Annotated in this window: 11 protein-coding genes; 7 read left to right on the plus strand and 4 right to left on the minus strand. The window is 65.2% G+C overall.

What is annotated here, in order from left to right:
• Nucleotides 1-190 precede the first annotated feature (190 nt).
• Nucleotides 191-1,276, plus strand: coding sequence for an ATP-dependent DNA ligase (locus tag OIE68_RS13840; RefSeq protein ID WP_327099783.1), 1,086 nt, complete (start codon nt 191-193; stop codon nt 1,274-1,276).
• Nucleotides 1,276-2,286 (plus strand): non-homologous end-joining DNA ligase, encoded by a 1,011-nt coding sequence (ligD, locus tag OIE68_RS13845; protein ID WP_327099784.1) that lies wholly within the window; start codon nt 1,276-1,278, stop codon nt 2,284-2,286. Before OIE68_RS13840 ends, ligD begins: the two co-directional genes overlap by 1 nt.
• A gap of 11 nt (nt 2,287-2,297) precedes the next feature.
• On the opposite strand, the gene OIE68_RS13850 is transcribed toward ligD, so the two are convergent.
• Nucleotides 2,298-3,065: a DUF4190 domain-containing protein gene (locus tag OIE68_RS13850; RefSeq protein WP_327099785.1), complete on the minus strand. Its 768-nt coding sequence runs from the start codon at nt 3,063-3,065 to the stop codon at nt 2,298-2,300.
• A 313-nt stretch (nt 3,066-3,378) separates the two neighbouring features.
• Here OIE68_RS13850 and OIE68_RS13855 point away from each other — a divergent pair, with 313 nt between their 5' ends.
• Nucleotides 3,379-3,747 carry a hypothetical protein gene (locus tag OIE68_RS13855; RefSeq protein WP_327099786.1) on the plus strand — a complete coding sequence of 123 codons (369 nt, stop codon included), beginning with the start codon at nt 3,379-3,381 and terminating at the stop codon, nt 3,745-3,747.
• Between the two features lie 14 nt (nt 3,748-3,761).
• Here OIE68_RS13855 and OIE68_RS13860 read toward each other — a convergent pair whose 3' ends face one another.
• Complete coding sequence (locus OIE68_RS13860; protein ID WP_419150702.1) at nt 3,762-4,433, minus strand: TetR/AcrR family transcriptional regulator; 672 nt, start codon at nt 4,431-4,433, stop codon at nt 3,762-3,764.
• Nucleotides 4,417-5,562, minus strand: a complete 1,146-nt coding sequence (locus OIE68_RS13865; protein ID WP_327099787.1) for an acyl-CoA dehydrogenase family protein — start codon at nt 5,560-5,562, stop codon at nt 4,417-4,419. The genes OIE68_RS13860 and OIE68_RS13865 overlap by 17 nt, the downstream gene beginning before the upstream one ends.
• Nucleotides 5,563-5,941: 379 nt before the next feature.
• Here OIE68_RS13865 and OIE68_RS13870 point away from each other — a divergent pair, with 379 nt between their 5' ends.
• Entirely contained in the window at nt 5,942-8,500 is a 2,559-nt protein-coding gene (locus OIE68_RS13870; protein ID WP_327099788.1) for an ATP-binding protein, read from the plus strand.
• Nucleotides 8,501-9,599: 1,099 nt separating this feature from the next.
• Here the strand turns inward: OIE68_RS13870 and OIE68_RS13875 are convergent.
• Nucleotides 9,600-10,304, minus strand: coding sequence for a TetR/AcrR family transcriptional regulator (locus OIE68_RS13875; RefSeq protein ID WP_327099789.1), 705 nt, complete (start codon nt 10,302-10,304; stop codon nt 9,600-9,602).
• A gap of 181 nt (nt 10,305-10,485) precedes the next feature.
• Between OIE68_RS13875 and OIE68_RS13880 the strand changes: the two genes are divergently transcribed.
• The 3 genes from OIE68_RS13880 to OIE68_RS13890 all read left to right on the plus strand — a co-directional run bounded on the left by OIE68_RS13880 (nt 10,486) and on the right by OIE68_RS13890 (nt 14,377).
• Nucleotides 10,486-11,421 (plus strand): alpha/beta fold hydrolase, encoded by a 936-nt coding sequence (locus tag OIE68_RS13880; RefSeq protein ID WP_327099790.1) that lies wholly within the window; start codon nt 10,486-10,488, stop codon nt 11,419-11,421.
• 61 nt (nt 11,422-11,482) lie between these two features.
• Complete coding sequence (locus OIE68_RS13885) at nt 11,483-12,802, plus strand: hypothetical protein (RefSeq protein WP_327099791.1); 1,320 nt, start codon at nt 11,483-11,485, stop codon at nt 12,800-12,802.
• Nucleotides 12,803-12,907: 105 nt separating this feature from the next.
• Nucleotides 12,908-14,377, plus strand: a complete 1,470-nt coding sequence (locus OIE68_RS13890) for an SDR family NAD(P)-dependent oxidoreductase (RefSeq protein WP_327099792.1) — start codon at nt 12,908-12,910, stop codon at nt 14,375-14,377.
• Nucleotides 14,378-14,422: the final 45 nt, after the last annotated feature.

Consider the following 14,422-nt stretch of genomic DNA (forward strand, 5'->3'; position numbering starts at 1 on the left):
CCCATGCTCGCATCTGATCTGTTGTCGCGTGGTCGGCCACCTTCTCGGCACTTCGGGCGGTCCAGGCGAGGTTCACGACCTTGTCGGACCGGCGTTCTACGATCAAGCCACAGCCCCCGGCCGCACCGATGAATCTGCGTCGACTGCGACGTCGATATGGGTGAGAGAACGGACCCCCGAGGAGGATGGTGTGGACTTACCCGTGATGCCGCCCGTCAGGCCGATGCTGGCGAAAACGGCGCCCTCGGTGCCGCACGAGCCGGGCCTGAGTTACGAACCGAAATGGGACGGCTTTCGCTGCGTGGTGTTCCGCGACGGCGACGAAGTGGAACTCGGTTCCCGCAACGACCGCCCCCTCACCCGCTATTTTCCCGAGGTCGCCGAACTACTGCAGGCGGCGCTGCCGAATAAATGCGTGGTGGACGGTGAAATCGTGGTGGTCACCGATGAGGGACTCGATTTCGACACCCTGCAGAACCGGTTACATCCGGCGGCCTCGCGGGTCAACAAGTTGGCCAAGGAAACGCCGGCCAGCTTCGTCGCCTTCGATCTGCTCGCTCTCGGCGACAAGGATCTGACCGGTGAGCCGTTCGCCGAACGCCGACGGCTGCTGGAGACCATTCTCGATACCGAACTCGCCCGGGTGCATCTGACCCCGATCACCCAGGATCCCGCCGTCGCCGAGGACTGGTTCACCCGCTTCGAGGGTGCGGGTTTCGACGGTGTCATGGTCAAGTCCAACGAGCTGGCGTATCTGCAGGACAAGCGGGTGATGCTCAAGGTCAAACACGAGCGCACCGCGGACTGCGTGGTGGCCGGTTTCCGCTGGCACAAGGACGGCGAGGGCGTCGGTTCGCTGCTGCTCGGACTCTTCGACGACGAGGGCAATATGCATCATGTCGGAGTCGCGAGCAGTTTCACCGCGGCCAAACGCAAGTCGCTGGTGGATGAGCTGAAACCGTTGCGGGAGAACGCATTGGCGAATCATCCGTGGCGGGAATGGGCCGATGCCGCGGCGCAGGCGAAGGCCGATGGCAAGATGCCGGGCGGGGTGAGCCGGTGGACCGGCGGCAAGGATCTGTCCTGGGAGGCGCTGCGTCCGGAGTTGGTCGCCGAGGTCCGCTACGAACATGTGCAGTCGGGCCGATTGCGGCACGGCGGCAGGCTGGTGCGCTTCCGGTCCGATCGCACACCGGAATCGTGTACCTACGCCCAGCTCGACGAGGTCGCACCGGCCGAATTGAGCGCCATCTTCACCGAAGCCCGGGGGCAATGATGACCGGGTCGGTCGATATCGAGGTGGACGGCAGAACCGTCGCCATCAGCAATCCGAACAAGGTCTACTTCACCAAACGCGGTGAGACGAAACTCGATCTGGTGCGGTACTACCAGGCCGTGGCCGAACCATTCCTGCAGGTGGTGCGCGATCGGCCGCTGCTGCTGGAGCGGTATCCCGATGGGGCGTCCGGTAAGTCATGGTTCCAGAAGCGGGTGCCGAAATCCGCACCGGATTGGCTGCACACCGTCGAGGTCGCCACGCCCAACGGCACCACCAGCGACGCCCTGGTTGCCCACGATCTCGCGCACATTCTGTGGGCGGTGAACCAGGGCTGCCTCGGCTTCCACGTCTGGCCCAATCACGTCGACGATCTGAATATCGCCGATGAGCTGCGCATCGACCTGGATCCCTCGCCGGGCATCACCTTCGACGATCTCGTGCACGCCGCCGTACTCACCCGTGAGCTGTTCACCGAACTCGGCATCGACTCCCGCATCAAGACCTCCGGCTCGCGTGGATTGCATATTTACGTTGCGCTGGAACCGAAATGGGACGGCTATCAGGTGCGCGCGGCCGCGGTCGCGCTGGCTCGCGAACTGGAGCGGCGGCATCCGGATGAGATCACCGCGCAGTGGTGGAAGGAGGAGCGCGGCAACCGCGTCTTCGTCGACTTCAACCAAAATGCGCCGCACAAAACGGTTTTCGGCGCATGGTGTGTGCGACCGAAGGTCGGCGCGCAGGTCTCCACGCCGATCGCCTGGTCCGATCTGGATACCGTTGCCCCCGAGGAATTGACCATCGCCACCGTCCCCGCGCGGCTGGCCGAATCCGGTGACCCGTGGGCGGACCGACCGGCCCAATCCATCGAGCCGCTGCTGAAAATGTCGGAGCGGGATATGGCATCCGGGCTCATGGACGCACCGTGGCCGCCGCAATATCCCAAGATGCCGAACGAGCCGCCCCGGGTACAGCCGAGCCGGGCCAAGAAGCCGGAAAAGGAAAGCTAGCTACCGGGAGGCTATTCGGTCCAGAGCACCCAGGCTTTGCTCTCACACGTCAGTGCGCGCCCATCCGCGGTGCGGGCACTCTTCGTCGAACCGTCGCATTTGGTCCCCGGCTCCGCGACAGTGCCGCCGACGGTGTACGGACCGTTCCACTGGTAGACGCCGCCGCCGGCCAGGCACAGCAGGGTGTTGCCGTCGGCCCCCGTGCCGATGCGGCCCGGCTCGGTGCACACCGCGCCCTTCTTCGGGGGCACCTGGCTCGTCGGCGCCGCGGCCGAGGTGGCCGGAGGGTCGACGACGGTCGGCGCCACCGAGGGCTGCGGGATGGCGGTCTGGGCGATGGTGGAGGGCGGGGCGACACTCGATACGACCGGGGTCCGGTTCACCCCGGACAGCGCGTCGGAGAAGTTGCTGCCGGACAGCACGACGTATCCGGCGACAGCGACCACCTCGATCACACCGAGCAGCAGTGCGCACACCGCCATCGTCTTGCCACGCGGATGGCTGAAGGCGATGAACCCGAAGACGATCGCGACCGGAACGAGGCCGAGCAGCGCGGCCACCAATGCGACGATCGCATACGGGTTGACGATGGGCGGAACCTCGACCCGTAGGCGACCGGCCCGGGTAGCACGCCGGGCCGGCGGCTCGACCTCCGGCCAGCGGTCGTTGGGATCCGGATCCGGATCCGGCCACCGGCCGATCGCTCCGGTTTCCGCCTCGTACTCCTCCGGCTGTGCCTCCGGCCAGCGCTCGCGCTCACGGTTATCCGTCCGTGCCATCCAGGTCCCTCTTCCACACCACCAAACCGCGCAGGAACCTCGAACTGCCCGGACCCGCCCCGATACCGACAAAGGATAGGGGCCGACAGCCGCAACATCATCCGAAACGGCCGATCAATTGTCATCAAACCGTAATCGCGAACGCCGCCATGTCAACTCGGCCTCTACTCGGCCCCGGTGCGACCGGATTCGGCACAGCGCGATTCGTGCACCGGAGTAACAAACCGGCAAACACCACTCGCGCCACGCGCCGTCGAGGTACATGCTGGTCTCGGGACCGAGCCATGCGGTGACGTCAGCAGAGGAGGGATGCATGCGCGGTGAATCCGGTTCGAAAGGACAACAAGGGCGGCCGTGGCATTCCCACGCGGGCGATCTACTCGGTGACGACTACAACGTGCCCGGCATCATTCTGTGCGCGCTCGGCATCGTCGCCATGGCGTGCACACTCACCGCGGCCGGTTACGGCTTCATCGGCTGGACCCAGATCGGTGCGATAGTGACCGCCGCACTGTGGATCTCCGGAATCGGCGCACTGCTGGTCGAGCACCGCCGCGAGGAAGTGATCGAGCGGAAGTACGGCCGCAACGGGCACGCCCCCGGGCATGTGCGGCGCGTCCGCTACAGCGCCACCGAGCGCAGGATCGCGCCGGGTGAAAGGCCTTGGGAATTGCCGAAATAGCCCACGCCGCACAGTTAGTGCCCGGGATCCACCTTCGGCATGGTTTCGGTCACCAGTGTCATCAGCATGTCGGACAGCAGCGCGTGCACCTGCTCGCGGGTGAGGGCGCCGCGGGTGATCCATTCTCGGCCCGCGACTTTCACCAACCCACCGAATGCGCGGACCATGGCGCGCAATTGCGCACTGTGCGCCGAATCCGCGCGCCCGACCATCAGCAGCATCCGCTCGGCGGCCGCGTCATCGGCCTGATCCAGGATCTGCTGCACCTCGGGATCGTCACCTACGCCCTCGTGACTGGTCACCTTGACCCAGGTGCTGCCGTGTTCGGAGATCACATCCAGCAGCCAGTGCACACTCGCATCGACGCGTTCGCGATCGGTGCCGGTCGGCGCGACCATATCGTCCAGGCGCGGCAGGGTAACCATCCGGCGCACGACCGCGAGATACAGGTCGCGCTTATTGCCGAAGTAATGGTTGATCAGCCCGCGCGCGACCCCGGCACGCTGCGCGAGTTCCGCGGTGGAAACCGCCGCGTAGGGCCGCTCGCCGAACATGTCGATCGCACACTCCAGGATCTGTGCGCGTCGCTCGTCCGGTTCCAGCCTGCGCCTGCGTGGCTGCGCCTCGGTGTCGTTTCGAGCGACCGGCAAGCGATCGCTAGCGGTGACCTCAGAGTGACCTGGCAATGAGATCCTTCATAACCTCGTTGCTGCCCGCGAGGATGCGCAGCACGCGGGCACCGGTGTAGAGCTGGGAAATCGGATACTCCGTCATGTAGCCGTAGCCGCCGAACAGTTGCAGGCAGCGATCGACCACAATACCGAGTTGGTCGGTCAACCAATACTTCGACATCGCAGCCGTGGGAATATCCAGTTCGCCGCGCAGATGTTTGCCGATGCAGTCGTCGAGGAAGATCCGGCTGACCTTGGCGATGGTCGCGCATTCGGCCATCTCGAATTTGGTGTTCTGCATCGCGAACAGCGGCTTACCGAAGGCCTCGCGCCCCTTGGTGTAGTCGACGGTCAACTGCACCGCCTTCTCCATCATTGCGACAGCGATGATGCCGGTGACCAATCGTTCCTGGGCCAGCAGCTGCATCATCTGATAGAAGCCCTGGCCCTCGGCCTCGCCGAGCAGATTCGAGGCGGGCACGCGTAGTCCGTCGAAGAACAGCTCCGCGGTGTCCTGGGCCTTGCCGCCGATCTTGTTCAGAATGCGGCCGCGCTTGAAGCCTGGAGTGTCGTCACCCACCTCGGCAAAGATCAGCGAAACGCCCGCCGCGCCCCTGGTCGGATCGGTCTTGGCGGCGATGAGGATGCCGTCGCAGAGCCAGCCGTTGGTGATGAAGATCTTCGAGCCGGTGATGACGTATTCGTCGCCCTCGCGGACCGCACGGGTCTTGATGTTCTGCAGATCCGAGCCGGTGCCCGGTTCGGTCATGCCGATGGAGAGCACCATTTCGCCGGTCGCGGCCTTGGGCAGCACCCGCCGCTTGAGGTCTTCGGTACCGAAGTGCTGGATATAAGGCGCGATGATCGAGGTGTGCACGGCCATACCCATCGAGCCGTCACCCGCGAAGGCCTGTTCCTCGATGATGGCGGCCTCGTGCGCGAAAGTGCCGCCGCCGCCGCCGTATTCGGTCGGGGTCGCGGTACACAGCAGGCCGAGTTCGCCGGCCCGGTTGTACAGGGCGCGGTCGGGATGTCCCTGCGCGACGAACTTCTCCTCGTGCGGGACGACCTCCTTTTCGAAAAAATTTCGCGCCAGTTCCCGGACTGCCTCGACCTCGTCGTCACTCCATACCGCGCGTGCCATCGCAGAAATCCTTTGCTCGGTGTCGAATTGCGGTACTCACGGGGCCCCTGCGTGGTCACGCAAGCTACCGCCTGCGGGCCCGTCGCTCCTGCCGCGGGCGCGGGCCTGTCGCACCCGCGTCTCGTCATCAGATTGGCGCACTATTGGCATAATGTCAACAAAGCGAGGACGAGGCTGGTCGAGGCGTCCGTGGCCCGAATCCCGAAGGAGGCATGCGGGTGGTCACACCCGGGATGACTGCACCGGCGGTAACGGCGAACAGATAGAAGTTCCAGCGCGTCGCACTGACTCACAGCGATAAGTTGCGGCGATTTCGCACCGTCAGGTGGCGCTGATGACGGGGATTCAGCCCGGGGTGCAGGGCCTACAATCGTATGGTATGGATGTCAGGCGCCGGGAAGGTGTAGGCAGCCTACCCGCTGTTACCTACAGCTTTATCGGTCGAGACCGCGAGCTGGAGAAGATCAGTACCCTACTGCTGGGCCCAGCCCGGTTGATCACCCTCACCGGCCCCGGTGGCATCGGGAAGACTCGTCTGGCCGTCGAAGCGTTGCGCCGTTGCGGTAAAACCGAAGCCAGGAAAACACGAGCGTGCTGGGTGCGATTGGCTCGACTGACTCCGGATTCGGATTCGACCGCGGTCGCGGAAGAAGTCGCCCATGCAGTGATCGAGGCGGATTTCTCCGGGCGATCGGCCTGGGACGCCTTGGTCGACACCCTCACCCCAACCGACACCACCGGACGTGCCACGCACACCGTGCTGGTGCTCGACAACTGCGAGCACGTACTCTCCGGTGTCGGGCCCCTGATCGCCGACCTCATCGAGACGGTACCGGGGCTGAGCATCGTGGCCACCAGCCGAGAACCCATCGGCTGGCTCGACGAACACCTGATCACCGTTCCGCCGCTATCGCAGCGCGAGGCCCTGGCCCTATTTCGGCAACGCGCCGAACTCACCGAACATCCCGTCACCGGCAAAGACCAGACCACCACCGCCGCCGAGATCTGCCACCACGTCCACAACCATCCCCTCTACATCCAGTTGGCCGCCGCACGCCTGCTTCGCCAACCGTTGGCCGCGATTCTGCACGGGCTCACCGGCCACGCTGATGACACTCGACTGAGTTGGTCGCATGGCCCCCGCGTGGGCGCCGACCCGCGCCATCGAGGAGTCGTCGACGTCATCTCCTGGTCCTACGAGCTGTGCAGCGACAAGGAACGTCTGCTCTTCGACCGCCTGTCGGTGTTCGCCGCCGGCTACGACACCAATCCCGACGACACCACAGAGGCTGCACCGGATGTGGGTGCCGAACTGGACGCCATCGAGACAATCTGCTGCGACGACGAAACCAGCGATACCCAAGTGCCCCTGACCCGGCAGGAGATCGAGGGCCTGCTCGAGCGGCTTGTCGATCAATCGTTGGTCACGACGCACAGGACGGCGACCACGGTGCGGTATTCACTAGTGGAGAGCCTGCGGGTATTCGCCCAGCAGCGACTGCGCCAGCGCTCCACCGCCGCGGTGGACGAACCCACTCGCTTGGCCCAGCGGCACTGCCGCTACTACCACGACAGGATCGCCTACGCCGCAGCCAACTGGTTCGATCCCGAAGGGCAAGCCCTGGTGGACTGGGCCCGGACGGTCTGGGCCAACACCCTCACCGCGATAGAAACCAGCATCACCACCCCGGGCCGAGCCGGAGACGGTCTGGAGATCTGTCTCGGGCTGATCACACTGCAGGTGTGCTTCACCAGCGGCTCCGTACGAGAAATACGCCAATGGACCCTACGCTGCCTCGACGCCACCCGGGCAGCAACCCCGCAACCCATCGAACTCCAGATCGGGGCCATGGCCACCATCGCATGGCTCGCCACGCTCCAAGGCACCCACGAGGATGCCGAACAGCTGCTCGATGACTGCGTTTCCGCCTGCATCCCCGACCCAGACATCAGGCGGAACTGGCGAGACACCGCCGAGACCGACATCGGGCTGCCCGCTCCAGTCGAATTCGCATGGGGTGCGGAGCTCATATTCGCGCGCCGTGACGCCCGCGCCATCACCGTCCTGAGCCGAGCCAGAGATAAATTCGAGGCCTACGGCGACCACGGCGCCGCCTCAATGAACGAGCTGTTCGCTGCCCTGGCCGCGGGCATGCTGGGAACCGCGCTGCAAGCCCACGAGATCACTCAGCGTTACCTCGAGCGCGCGACCATTTCCGGAATTCCATGGGAAAGGGCTTGCGCCGACCTCGCCAGGGCGGCAGCCCTGACCCTACACGGCAACCCCACCGATGCACTGGCTCTCGAACGATCCTCGCTGGCGTATCACCTCGCCACCAACGAGCAATGGGCCGCGGTGTGGTTGGTGCAATACCGCACCTGGTCATTGGCGCACATCATCACCAACTCGATCGTGGCCGGAAAACCCGACCGCAAGAAACTGATTGCCCTGGCCACCGAAATCGCCCACTTGGCCGGCGGCACCACAACCCTACGAGCCAAGCTCGGCATCGACTTCAAGGCGTCTGGTCCCCTCTTCGACGAATCCGAAAAAGCTATCGCTGTCGCCCGCCAGGTACTGGGGCCCGACGCCTTCGCTGCGGCAGAAACCCGAGGCATGCGTCTGCGTCCGGAACGAAACGAAGTGCAACGGCTGGCACTGGGCACACTGACCATCGATACTGCAGCGGACGCGGCCGCCACATCGCACTGGTACGAATTGACCCGGACCGAACAACAGGTCGCGATCCTGGCCGCGGCCGGGTGGACCAACATCGACATTGCCTTTCGCCGTGGAAAGTCGTCCCGCACTGTCGACGCCCAAATCGCGGCGATTTTCCATAAACTGGCCATCACTTCACGTGCGGACATATCCGAGCACATCCCCAGTGGATTCACCGACCAGGTCCGAGGTGAAGCTGCCCGACGACCGCGCTGACAGCAGGGACTGTCGAGACCGGCGAATCCGATCTCGGTCCGACCTGCCCGATCCTCGTGGTCAGCGAACTCGCCACCCTCCCCTGATATGAACATACCGGCGAGGACGACGAACCCGTCGCGGACGTACGCGATCAGCTCGTCCAGCTAACGGCGTGTGGTGTCATTCCCGGAGGCCATGTCGGTGAAGGTGTGTTCGACGTCGATGCCGTCGAGTTGGCGGACGGACGGTGTTCTGAACGACCCGGCTCCCCTCACATATCGGCATTCTTCGAGGTCAGCCTCCCGGCCACCCCAGTGATACTTGCGTTCGCGAGCCCTGCTGATGCCTTTCCATAGGTATAGCCCACGTCCATTACCGATGCGGGGTCTATACCCACGGCCCATGCTGGTTGCCGTGCAGAAGACGAAGGTCTGGGCGACGCCGTCAGCAGACCTTCAACCACACAATGTTGCGACGGCCGAGCTCGACTTCATTGCCGAGTCGACGGCGAACAGGTGCGTATATGCCGCCCTGCGATGACAAATCCATCCCGGCTGACCGAAGTGTAATCTCCCGTGGCCGACCGACCGGAAACCGAATCATCCCATGACAACTGCACTATTACCTCTTGCATACGGATACTTGCGCGACGATTTGCTCCGTGACCGGGACCGGAATTCGAGCGAAGACAGACTGCGGGACACTGCCAGGTCACTCGGCTACGAGCTGGGCGCCGTGTTTTGCGAGCCCCCACCGCGGAACGCGACACTGCCCCCGGCGTTCGTCGATCTCGTCCAGGAATGCCGGCGAGCCGAGGCACACGCAGTGATAACCCTGCGTGGACACATGTCGGATATGTCGGTGTGTCGGATGGTCCTGCTGGCGGTCCTCGAAGTGCGAGCCGGTGCCGCAGTGCACGAAGTCGATTTGTGACGCGTCCGCAGCGAGGTACGGCCACGGGGTATGGAACGTCCACCCATGAGCCGACTTGCAGGGTCGACAGCAGCCGCCGGACCCTGCGTCCGGTCACCGAGTCTGGTCGATCGCAGCCGGCACCAGCGCTGATCGCCACTCATCAGGTCAAGAGGGGCCGAACCACATCCTGGCAGAATGCGGATCAGCCGGTCGGCCGCTGGGCCTGGTTGGCGGCCGCGAGCGAGGTGAAGATCGGGATATCTGGATCGGCCGAGATGCCTTGTCGGCGCAGGAATCCATCGACCAGACCCCAGACGAATTCGGTTGCCTGCTCGACGAATTCGGCGGTGCCGTCGGGACGGCGGGGATCCGCGTCACCCAGCCACAGGTCGGTGATCGCGACGACCACGCCGACGACCGCGCGGGCCAGATAGTCGATACCGGAGGCATCGATCGGAATGGATTCGGCGATCTCACGTGCCTGGGCGGCGACGCGGCTCGCGGCCGCGCGGCCGAGATCGAATTGCAGTACCGAACCGTCGGAGTGCTGGGTGACGTGCGCCTGGCCGAGGAACCGAAAGACGTTGGGGTGCTGGAGAATACTGTCGGCATAGCCGGCGAGCACGCGGCGCAGCGCGACCCGGGGCGGTTGCAGCATCAGCGTCAGATCGTTGCCCGCACCGGCGGCGACGGAACCGGCCATCCGGTCGCCGATTTCGGTGTAGAGATCGGCCTTATCGGCGAACTGGCGGTACAGCCGCGGTTTGGTGATCCGGGCTTCGCGGGCGATGTCGTCCATACTGGGGCGCGGACCGTCCCGGTCGATCACCCGAATGGCGGCGTCGACGATCTCCTCGCGGGTGATCGTCCGCGGCGCTGATCTGGCAGATCTGTCCGAACGGGGCATGGCCGGAGCATACACGTACCGGCGGTACGCCCTGTTGAGCCGGAATTGCCCTGGGTTATGGGTGACCGACCTCATAGCCGGGCGCGGTTTCAATCCATTGCTTCGGGCAATACGTACTGTCAGTATCGGATCACGTACCGGCGGTACACGCGGCACCCAGCGCATCGATCGAGGCAAGCAGATGACCGAACAGCTCGACTCCCCCGACCCGACCGGCATCCAGCGCCCACACCGCCGCTCCACGGTGCCCGGCGCGAATGGTGAGCTGGCCGTCTTCGAATGGGGCGATCGCAGCGCGGAACCGCTCGTCTTGGTGCACGGGCTGTCCGATACCCATCTGGTCTGGTCCGCGGTGGCGACGCTGCTGGCCGACGGCTTCCGGGTCATCGCCTATGACGTGCGCGGGCACGGTGTATCGGCGAAACCCGGTGTGCCGCAGGACTATCGACTCGATCACCTGGCCGAGGATTTCTTCGCGCTGATCGATGCGATCAGTCCGAAGCGGCCGGTGCACGTCTGTGGACACGGCTGGGGTGCGGTGCAGGTGTGGGAGGCGGTCTGCGATCCACGCGCCAATACCCGGATCGCCTCGTTCACCGCCGTCGCGGGTCCGAATCTCGATCACGTCGGCATAACACTGCGCGAATTGGCCGGTCAACCGCGCCGAGCGCTGGAGCTGATCGCCGACCGGAAATTCTGGCGGCACGGAGTCGGAACGGCCCAGACCGCGGCGCGACGGATCGCCTATCCGCCGCGGGTGCGTACCTGGTTGATCGAACAGCTCGGCGGCATTGCCCGGATGTACGCTCCGATCGCTCCGACCTGGCGCACGGATCTGGCCGCCGGCGCACAGATCGCCATGGCCAACCTGGCGCATCATCTGCTGCGGCCGCGTGAGCGCACCACCGCGGTTCCGGTGCAACTCGTCGTGGACACCACCGACGTGCTGGTGCCCCCGTTCCTCTACTACGGCAGCGCACGTTGGGTGGATCGACTGTGGCGCTGCCCGATTCCGGCCGATCACTGGCTGCCGGTGACCGAGCCGCTGCTCGTCGCCGAGGCCATCGCGAACTTCGTCGAGGATCTGCGCGCGGCGAACGCCAGCATCCCGCAGTGACCACGCAGATCCCACCAGCGGTGGGTGGCCGGGAAATCGGACGGGGTGGTACTTTGCGCGCATGACCGGACCGGGGGAACAACAAAACCAGCCCAACGACGCGTGGTGGGCGCAGGAACAGCCGCAGCAGCAAGGACCGCAGTATTCACAATCGGATCCGACGATGGTCGGGCAGCCGGGGTATCAGCTGCCGTCGCAGCCCGCGGTTCCGGTGGTGGGACCGCAAGGCCAAGCCGAGCAGCAGCCCGCTGATCCGACGATGGTTCGGCAGTCGTTCGATCAGCCGGGGGCCGCGCCCGCCGGATACCAATCAGGGACTGGATATCAGCAACCGGGATACCACCAGTCCTCGCCTGGATATCCGCAGCCGGGAACGCCGCAGGCCGCGCCTGGATTCCCGCAGGCCGGAGCGCCACAAGTCACACCCGCCGGATACCAATCGGGGACCGGATACCAGCAACCGGGATACCACCAGTCCTCGCCTGGATATCCGCAGCCGGGAACGCCGCAGGCCGCGCCTGGATTCCCGCAGGGAGGGGCGCCACAATCCACACCCGGATTCCCGCAAGCCGGAGCACCGCAGTCCGCACCGGGATTCCCGCAGCCCGGGTTCCAGCAACCCGCGCCCGGATTCCCGCAGGGCGCATCGGGTTTCCAACAGCCCGGATTACAGCAACAGGCACCCGGATATCAGCAGCCGCCCAAATCCGGTGGCAAAGGCTGGCTTTGGGCGCTCGGCGCGGTCGTCATCACCTCCGCCGTATGGGCGGGGGCGATGTTCGCGATCGGCGCCTTCGATGCGGGCAAGGCCGATATCAGCAAGGACGCTGATCTGCGCGGCTACAAGTACATCGCAAATCTCTGCGATATCACCGACACCTCGCCCTACACCACTGCGGGCTTCACGCTGTCGAAGACCGATTCCTCGGGCAATACCTACCCGAAGCACGACGGTTCCAAGCACGCGGCGGTAGATACGATGGGGTGCGATGTCCGCTTCACCCCGTCCGGATCGAGCGAGAAGTACGACTACGCCTCGATCTACACCAGCGCGCAGGTGCACAAGCAGACCAATCCGGGACCGGAGTTCACCGCATCGTACGAGACCTGGACCCAGAGCGAATACGGCAAGGACGCGAAGGTCGACAAGATCTCCGGACTCGGCGACGAGGCGTATCTGATCACCGGTAAGCACAAATCGGACGATCCGACAGCCGATGTCTCACTGGCTATGCGCGACGGCTGGGCCACCTACCACATCAGCTGGTCGCAGTATTCGTCCAGTTCGTCGAAGTCTTCGGGCAAGATCCTCAGCGCGTCCGAGGTCACCGATCTGCTGAAGAAGACGGCTACCTCGACCATGAGCAAGCTGCGCAAATAGACGGCGTCCGGTCGGTGCGGGACCGCCCGCGCCGACCGGTCCGCATTCGAATGCGACAATGACTGGGTCAACCTCCCAGTTCACGAAGGATAAACCCGCATTCCGATGGTCGAGAACACCGCGTCGACGTCTACCGCCCCAGCGCCGAGCGGCACCGCCATCGACCCCGATGAGCTGGCGATCTGCCTGCGGGTGCTGGAGCAAGCCGGGCAGTTGGACAAGGACGATCCGGCGTCGGTCAAGGTGCAGCGCGCCGTCGGCCATATGTTCAAGAAATTGAAGCAGCGCAAGCGAACCGTGGCCAGGGATGCGGTCGCCGAGGCGGACCGAGCGGTGGTCGCGGCGACCGCGACCGGATCGCCGAATCGGATCGATGACGAAACCGCGGGCATTCCGCTGGCCTCGAATGCGGCGGGTGCGAGCGCGGGCACGCTGTTCCGGCCGCGGCCCTGCTATATCTGCAAACAGCGCTACACCCGCGTCGATGCGTTCTATCACCAGCTCTGCCCGGACTGCGCGGCCAGCAGCCATGCGAAACGAGACGCCCGTACCGATCTTGGCGGACGGCGTGCCCTGCTGACCGGCGGTCGCGCCAAGATCGGCATGTACATCGCGCTGCGGCTACTGCGCGACGGTGCGCACACCACCGTCACCACCCGCTTCCCGAACGATGCGATCCGCCGCTTCGCCGCCATGGACGACAGCGCCGACTGGCTGCACCGGCTGCGCATCGTCGGCATTGATCTGCGGGATCCGGCGCAGGTCGTCGCGCTCGCCGATGATGTCGCGGCACAGGGACCACTGGATATCCTGATCAACAATGCCGCCCAGACCGTGCGCCGCTCCCCCGGTGCGTACAGCGCGCTGGTCGAGGCCGAATCCGGTCCGCTGCCCGCGGGTGCGCTGCCGGATGTGGTGACCTTCGGTAAGACCATGCAGGCGCACCCCACCGCACTCACCGCATCCCTGACCCCGACGCTGTCCTCGGTCGATGTGGCGGAGCTGGCGCTGGTCGCGGGATCGGCCACGCCGGAACGCATTTCGCGCGGTATCGCCATCGACGCCGGTGGTCTGGTGCCGGATCTCGCCCACACCAACAGCTGGGTGCAGACCGTCGCCGAGGTGGATCCGACCGAACTCCTCGAGGTCCAGCTGTGCAATTCGGTGGCGCCGTTCATTCTGGTTTCCCGCCTGCGCCCGGCAATGGCCGCCGCCGCGGCCCGCCGCAAATACGTCGTGAACGTCTCCGCGATGGAGGGCCAATTCTCCCGCGCGTACAAGGGTGCGGGCCACCCCCATACGAATATGGCCAAGGCCGCGCTGAATATGTTGACCCGCACCAGCGCCCGCGAAATGTTCGAACAGGACGCCATCCTCATGACGGCCGTGGACACCGGCTGGATCACCGACGAACGCCCGCACTACACCAAACTCCGCCTCGCCGAAGAGGGCTTCCACGCGCCGCTGGACCTGGTGGACGGCGCCGCCCGCGTCTACGACCCCATCGTCCAAGGCGAAACCGGCACCGACCTCTACGGCTGCTTCCTCAAGGACTACCAACCCTCGCCCTGGTGATCCAATGGGGCCGAGCCCGCACGCATCCAGCGCTACGCTGGGCAT

Origin of the sequence: Nocardia vinacea (assembly GCF_035920345.1) — a bacterium.
In the GTDB taxonomy this organism is placed as follows: Bacteria; Actinomycetota; Actinomycetes; order Mycobacteriales; family Mycobacteriaceae; genus Nocardia; species Nocardia vinacea_A.

Excerpts from the sequence above, each read along its gene's own strand:
- OIE68_RS13890 (WP_327099792.1), top strand. The coding sequence starts at position 12,908 with ATGGTCGAGAACACCGCGTCGACGTCTACCGCCCCAGCGCCGAGCGGC.
- OIE68_RS13865 (WP_327099787.1), bottom strand. The coding sequence starts at position 5,562 with ATGGCACGCGCGGTATGGAGTGACGACGAGGTCGAGGCAGTCCGGGAA.
- ligD (WP_327099784.1), top strand. The coding sequence starts at position 1,276 with ATGACCGGGTCGGTCGATATCGAGGTGGACGGCAGAACCGTCGCCATC.
- OIE68_RS13885 (WP_327099791.1), top strand. The coding sequence starts at position 11,483 with ATGACCGGACCGGGGGAACAACAAAACCAGCCCAACGACGCGTGGTGG.
- OIE68_RS13875 (WP_327099789.1), bottom strand. The coding sequence starts at position 10,304 with ATGCCCCGTTCGGACAGATCTGCCAGATCAGCGCCGCGGACGATCACC.
- OIE68_RS13880 (WP_327099790.1), top strand. The coding sequence starts at position 10,486 with ATGACCGAACAGCTCGACTCCCCCGACCCGACCGGCATCCAGCGCCCA.
- OIE68_RS13850 (WP_327099785.1), bottom strand. The coding sequence starts at position 3,065 with ATGGCACGGACGGATAACCGTGAGCGCGAGCGCTGGCCGGAGGCACAG.
- OIE68_RS13855 (WP_327099786.1), top strand. The coding sequence starts at position 3,379 with ATGCGCGGTGAATCCGGTTCGAAAGGACAACAAGGGCGGCCGTGGCAT.
- OIE68_RS13870 (WP_327099788.1), top strand. The coding sequence starts at position 5,942 with ATGGATGTCAGGCGCCGGGAAGGTGTAGGCAGCCTACCCGCTGTTACC.